This window comes from Telluria sp. LT1R51-2 (genome assembly GCF_059685775.1).
In genome coordinates, this window is the sequence record NZ_JCASIM010000005.1 from 1 (window position 1) to 5,958 (window position 5,958).

The 5,958-nt window shown below is 62.6% G+C and carries 3 protein-coding genes and 1 rRNA gene; 1 reads left to right on the plus strand and 3 read right to left on the minus strand.

Going from position 1 to position 5,958, the window contains the following annotated elements:
* Positions 1–603 precede the first annotated feature (603 nt).
* Positions 604–2,718, plus strand: a complete 2,115-nt coding sequence (locus AC56LH_RS22585) for a TonB-dependent receptor family protein (RefSeq protein ID WP_499649862.1) — start codon at positions 604–606, stop codon at positions 2,716–2,718.
* Here the strand turns inward: AC56LH_RS22585 and AC56LH_RS22590 are convergent.
* From AC56LH_RS22590 to rrf, 3 genes are all read right to left on the minus strand, one after another.
* Entirely contained in the window at positions 2,696–4,216 is a 1,521-nt protein-coding gene (locus AC56LH_RS22590) for a DUF3482 domain-containing protein (RefSeq protein WP_499649864.1), read from the minus strand. The two genes, AC56LH_RS22585 and AC56LH_RS22590, sit on opposite strands and share 23 nt — an antisense overlap.
* Entirely contained in the window at positions 4,213–5,691 is a 1,479-nt protein-coding gene (locus AC56LH_RS22595) for a DUF2868 domain-containing protein (RefSeq protein WP_499649866.1), read from the minus strand. Before AC56LH_RS22595 ends, AC56LH_RS22590 begins: the two co-directional genes overlap by 4 nt.
* A gap of 177 nt (positions 5,692–5,868) precedes the next feature.
* A 5S ribosomal RNA gene (gene rrf, locus AC56LH_RS22600) occupies positions 5,869–5,958 on the minus strand; the annotation flags it as partial.

The window sequence follows — 5,958 nt, forward strand, 5'->3', positions numbered from 1 at the left end:
ATGCCGCCAGCGTTCAATCTGAGCCAGGATCAAACTCTTCAGTTCAATCTCTGTTTGTTGGCATTTCTGCCACCCTGCCTTGCGGCAGGGGTCGCTCACTCAAAATACTGACCGTTATCTCATTGCTGAGACAACGTATTTCTTTTTTGTGAACATTTGATAATTTAAGTAATCAAGAACCGAAGTTCTTGGCACCTTCATCAAACGCCCACACTTATCGACTGTTAATTTTTAAAGAACTTTATTCGGTGCATCTTGCTGTTGGTAGCGAATCGTTTTGTTCGCTGCAGCAGAGAAGAGAGATTATGCTGTATTTCCTAATTCTCGTCAACTCTTTCTTTTCGCTTCGTCTCAGATTTCTCTGTAGACCTTGCCCTCGTAACCACTTGATTACGTTAACATTTTCGGTCACTGCCGAAGCGGAGGCGAACTATAACAAACCTCGCCAGGGTTCCGCAAGCCCCCTCACAAAAGAATCTGCGCGCCACACATTTTCGTGCAAGGTTTGCCGCGCGAGCAGGATTCTGGCTCTCAAGATATATTCTTCGGCTAAATAACATAAGACCAACTTTTAGACTCTGCACGAACCACTTTGAGGAACGAATGAAGCATCCTGTCCTGCGCCGTACCACGATCGCTGCCGTCTGCACCTGCTGGCCACTGGCTGCCATTGCCGATGACATCCGCAATCCGATGAATGTGGTGGTTGTCAGCGGCACCCGCGCGGAACACACCAGCTTCGACCTGCCTGCCGCGATCGATGTCGTCGATGCGGCCCAGATCGGCGCCGCGCAGTTGCGCGTGAATGCGTCCGAAGCACTGGCCGCCGTGCCGGGCATCGTCGTGCGCAATCGTGAAAACTATGCGCAAGACCTGCAGATCTCGTCGCGCGGCTTTGGCACGCGCTCTGCCTTCGGCGTGCGCGGTGTGCGGCTCGTTGCCGATGGCATCCCGGCTACCATGCCGGACGGCCAGGGCCAGGCCGCGACCTTCAATCTCGATCTCGCCGAACGCATCGAAGTGCTGCGTGGTCCCTTTTCTGCGTTGTACGGCAATCACTCGGGTGGCGTGGTCCAGCTGTTCACGCGGGAGCCGACCGACAGGCCAACGGTCGACGCCACCTTCACCGGCGGCAGTTACGGCCAGCGCAAGCTCGATACGAATGCGTCGGGTCGCAGCGGCGGCATCGGGTATTTGATCGATGCATCGCGTTTCGAGACCGATGGCTACCGCGACCACAGTGCAGCCACGCGCGATCAGGCCTATGCCAAGCTGGTGGTCGAGCCGACATCGACCAGCCGCCTGGTGATCACGGCCAGTGGCCTGCGCCAGGACGATACCCAGGATCCTCTCGGCGTGACGTGGGATACCTTCCGGCGCGATCCACGCGCGGGCGAGATCGACACCACCGATACACGCTCGCCGCAGCGCACGCTGGCCGAGCGCTACGACACCCGCAAGAGCATCGATCACAAGCAGTTTGGGGCAACGTTCGAACAGCGTTTCGGCCAGGATCGCCTGCAAGTCACGGCCTACGGCGGCAATCGTCGCGTGATCCAGTACCAGTCGTTTTCGCGGGGCTTCCAGGCGCCGCCGACCCACTCGGGCGGCGTCATCGATTTCGACCGCGACTTCTACGGCATCGACGCCAACTGGCGTGCGGTGCGCACCGTCGCTGGTGGCACGCTGCGTACCACGGCCGGCCTCGAAATGGCGCAATCCAAGGATGCGCGTCAGGGTTTCGAGAACTTCATCGGTAATACCTTCGGCGTGAAGGGCAATCTGCGGCGCGATGAGAAGAACGACGTGACCAGTGTCGACCCGTATGTGCAAGTCGAATGGGAACGCGATCAGTGGGTACTCACAGGCGGACTGCGTCACAGCCGTGTGGACTTCGACGTCGAGGACCGGTATCTGTCCAACGGCAACGACAGCGGCGGCACCAACTTCCGTCACACGACACCACTGGTCGGTGTGCTCTACAAGATTTCGCCAACGCTGAACGTGTATGCCAGCGCGGCGCGCGGCTTCGAGACGCCGACGATGAATGAGTCGTTCTATTCAGGTACGGGCGGCGGCTTCAACTTCGCACTGCAACCAGCAATCGGCACACACCTGGAAGTCGGCGCCAAGGCGATGGTGGCCCGCGGCGTGCGCGTCAACGCCGCCGTGTTCCAGGTGAAGACGAAGGATGAACTGGTGGTCGACGCGTCATCGGGCGGCCGCACCAGCTATCGCAACGCAAGTGCGACGCTGCGCCAGGGCGGTGAACTGTCGGTGGATGCGGAACTGGGCGCCGGCTGGAACGCGCGCCTCGCCATGAGCATGCTGCATGCGATCTATGACGAAGGATTCGGCGCCGTCCCAAAGGGTAGCCGCCTGCCGGGCGTACCCAAGTCGAGCTTCTACGGCGAGTTGGGCTGGACGGAAGCGGCGGGCCGCTATGGCGTTGCGCTCGAGACAGTCGCCAACAGCCGGGTGTATGCGGAAGACACCAACACCGCGCAGACGGCGCCCGGCTATGCGGTCGTCAATGCCCGCGTGCAGGCGAGCCAGCAATTCGGCGGCTGGCGCCTGCGTCAGTTCGCGCGCCTGAACAACCTGTTCGACCGCGACTACGTCGGCTCGGTGATCGTGGGCGACGCCAACCGCCGCTATTACGAAGCGGCGCCTGGCAGTAACTGGCTGCTGGGCGTCAGCGCGCAGTATCAGTTTTAATCAGGTCCACCGGGGCCGGGGTCGCTGCTTGCGGCTCCTGCCCCGGCAGCACGACATCCGGATACAGGCGCGCCAGGGTGGCTGTCACTGCCGGCACCAGAACAGCCTGCACCAGTTTGGTGGCCGCGCCCAGGTCGGGCGCGGCGCGCACCGCTTGCCAAAGGCGTTGACTATCGACGCTGCGGGCAGCCAGTGCACTCTCGGCCTCGGCCTGCCAGAACGGCGGCGCTTCGCTTTCGACATAGTTGCCACGCCCGCGCCCGAAGTGTGCCACTGCCAGATAGCGCAGGATCGCGCTCACCAGCATCTGCTGCAGGAACGGATCGGCGAACTTCACGTTTGCCTGGTTGCGATCGGTCCCCTGATTGAAGCCCCATGCGGCGCCGGCAGCCGTGATGCCGCCGGCGATTGCGCCCAACAATGCGCCGGCCCCCATCGTCAGCCCACCCGCCATCAAGTCGGCCGACAGACCGGTGGTTGCCCCCGCCACCACCGCGCCCAGCAATCCAGCCTGCGCCTTGTCCACTGGCGCGTTGACCGCGAAGTTGTCGCGCACCCGCGCATTGACAGCAACGGCCTGCCCTGGATCGATACGGTAGAGGGACAACATGCGCGCCGTCGCGTGATTGATGCCGTCGTTCAGGCGCTGCACGAGCGCCGCCATCGCCAACTCCTGGCGGCGCGCTTCGTCCTTGCCAATGCCGACTGCTTTCAGGGCACTGCGCAGCATCCCTGGACGCTGTTCGTCCAGCGCCTCGGTGTCGCGCGCCGCAGCCGCAATCTGTTCGGCACTCATATGCAGGGCGCTTGAGTAGCGCTCGCGATTGCGCGCCGCCCAGACAGACAGGAGCCGCGCGTAGGCTGGCTGCTTGTCGGCCGCGATCAGGTGCGCGACCGATTCGTAGAACACGTGTTCATGCACCCAGCAGCGGGCGAAGGCGTCGAGCGGCAGTACTTCCTTCACCACTGAGTACTGGGCCAGGTGCTGTTTCCAGCGCTGCGGCTCGGCCTGTTCTTCGCTGGCCGGACGCGGTGGGCCGATCTGGTTGAGCAGTACGACGACGGGTTTGCCGAGCCACTCGAGGATATTCATCTCGGACGGCAGATAGCCCGCATCCTGCGGCGACTCGGACGAGTTGACGAGGTACAGCACCACGTCGGCTTCTTCACGCGCGGCGCGCAGCGCCTGCTGGCTGAGGAAGAATGGCCGGTCGCGATAGCGGTCGAAGACTTCGCGCAGGAACCAGCCGATCGGATTGCCAGCCATGGCCAGGCGTTTATGGAGACGCACCGAATCGCCAAAACCGGGCGTATCCCACAACACGAGCGAGTCCCCTCCCGGTGTGGAAAGCAGCGGATACCCTTGCGAAATCTGGGTCACGTGGGCCGCGTCGCGGATTTCGCCAACGTCCATCCCGACCAACGTGCGGGCAAGCGTCGTCTTGCCGTTGTTGGTATGCGAGACCAGGGCAAACTGGATCTTGGCCGGCTGGTTCATCGCAGCTCCGGCAAGGTGAGGCCCGCACCCAGTTCAAGCGGATGCTTGTCGGGTTCGAGCAAATTGACGACATGCGCCGACGTGCCATGGAAACTGCAGAACTGGCGCCACAGTGAATGACGCTCGGCGGCGCGTTCGGCGCCGACCTGATCACCGATGCGCTCGAGCAGCGCTGATTCATCGAGCAGCACGGCGACACCGCGCGGCACGTGCTTGACGAGGTAGTCGAGCAGCGCACCGTGATTTTCCTTCTCCGGCGTCGCCGCAAGGCTGAATAGCACGGTGGTTACCGTGATGCCCGCCTCATTGAGCATCGTTTCGCGCAGCGCGTCTTTCGGCTCGATGCCATACGCGACCGACGGCAGCAGCTGCACCCTTGCCTGCCCACCGAGCGCCGCAGCGGCGATTGCCCACAGGCCGCGGTCGCGTGGCTCGTCAAGCGTGTAAGTGTATGGGATCACGCGCAGCACGGCTGGCGCACTGGTGCCGATGCTGTCGGCCAGCTTGCGGTAGTACGGCTGGTCGAGGTCAAGCGGGAAGTGACGCGACAGATGGCGCGCGCGCAGCCCAGAGATAATGGCAAGCAGCACGCGTGGCACGATCACCAGCAGCAGCAATGTCGCGCCATACAGATGCACCCAGCGCTCGCCAACCGGCAGGCCGGCGCTGCCGCCGAAACGCAGTTGCTCGATCTCGGCCAGCGTGAAGCCTTGCAGGAACGGGAATACAGTCAGTGCCGGCGTGAAGAGCCACGACAGCAGCGTGTGGACTTGCTGGGCATCGAGGAAGGTGCTTTCCCAGCCAGTCACGTATTGGGTGAGCAGGCCACGGGCATACAGCGATGCGACGGCGCCAAGTGCGAAACCGGCGGCCGCAAGGTGCACCGTGCGGCTGAGGCGCGCACGGGTGAGCGGCTCACTCAGGACAGCCCAATCGGCCAGAAAATGGGCCACGCCTTCGGCCAGCGCTGTGGGGAGCTTGCGTGGTGCGACCGCCTTGCCGACGCTTAGTCGGCGCAGCAGCGGCGCACCGCTTTTCTTACGGCGTGCGGCAGGCACGACCGCCCATACCAGAAGGCCAAGGTACACCAGCAAATTCCAGGCAATGATGATGAGGAGCGGTGCGGATAACAGGTCGACACGGTGCGGATCGGCGATGCGGTCGAGCGCGGCGCCAAGCAGAAAGGCGATGAACGGCAGTGCGAACCAGATGCCCCGCATGCCGGGCGCACGGCGCTGGAAAGCGCCAAAGGCCGGCGTGCGCTCGCCGAGGCGCTTGAGGATTTGCTCAGCGCGCTGCTGCAGGAAGTGCTGCTGGTTGACGGCCGTGTGGCTGTCGGCTGCCTGCCAAGCAGCCAGTTCGCGTGCGCTGCGGGTGGCGTACTTGCGATCGTCGTCGCTCAGTACGGTATGACCAACGTCGGCGTGCTCGATCGCGCGCGCCAGCACGACATTGCGTGCGACCTGTTCATTCATGCTGTTCCCGTGATTGAAATGACAATGCTGATGGAAGTATTGTGCACCAGATTCACGGGTGTTGGCGGTGGGGTGGCGCACCGTGCCCATCACATCAACGAGCTGAGCATGACAAACCGATCGCCCAAAGCGAAAAGCCCCACTCAGATCACTGAGCGGGGCTTTTCTATATAACTAGCCTGACGATAACCTACTTTCACACTGGTTGCAGCACTATCATCGGCGCAAAGTCGTTTCACGGTCCTGTTCGGGATGGGAAGGGGTGGG

Bases quoted from the DNA above. Each gene is read 5' to 3' on its own strand.
- AC56LH_RS22595 (WP_499649866.1), bottom strand. From the start codon at position 5,691: ATGAATGAACAGGTCGCACGCAATGTCGTGCTGGCGCGCGCGATCGAG.
- AC56LH_RS22585 (WP_499649862.1), top strand. From the start codon at position 604: ATGAAGCATCCTGTCCTGCGCCGTACCACGATCGCTGCCGTCTGCACC.
- AC56LH_RS22590 (WP_499649864.1), bottom strand. From the start codon at position 4,216: ATGAACCAGCCGGCCAAGATCCAGTTTGCCCTGGTCTCGCATACCAAC.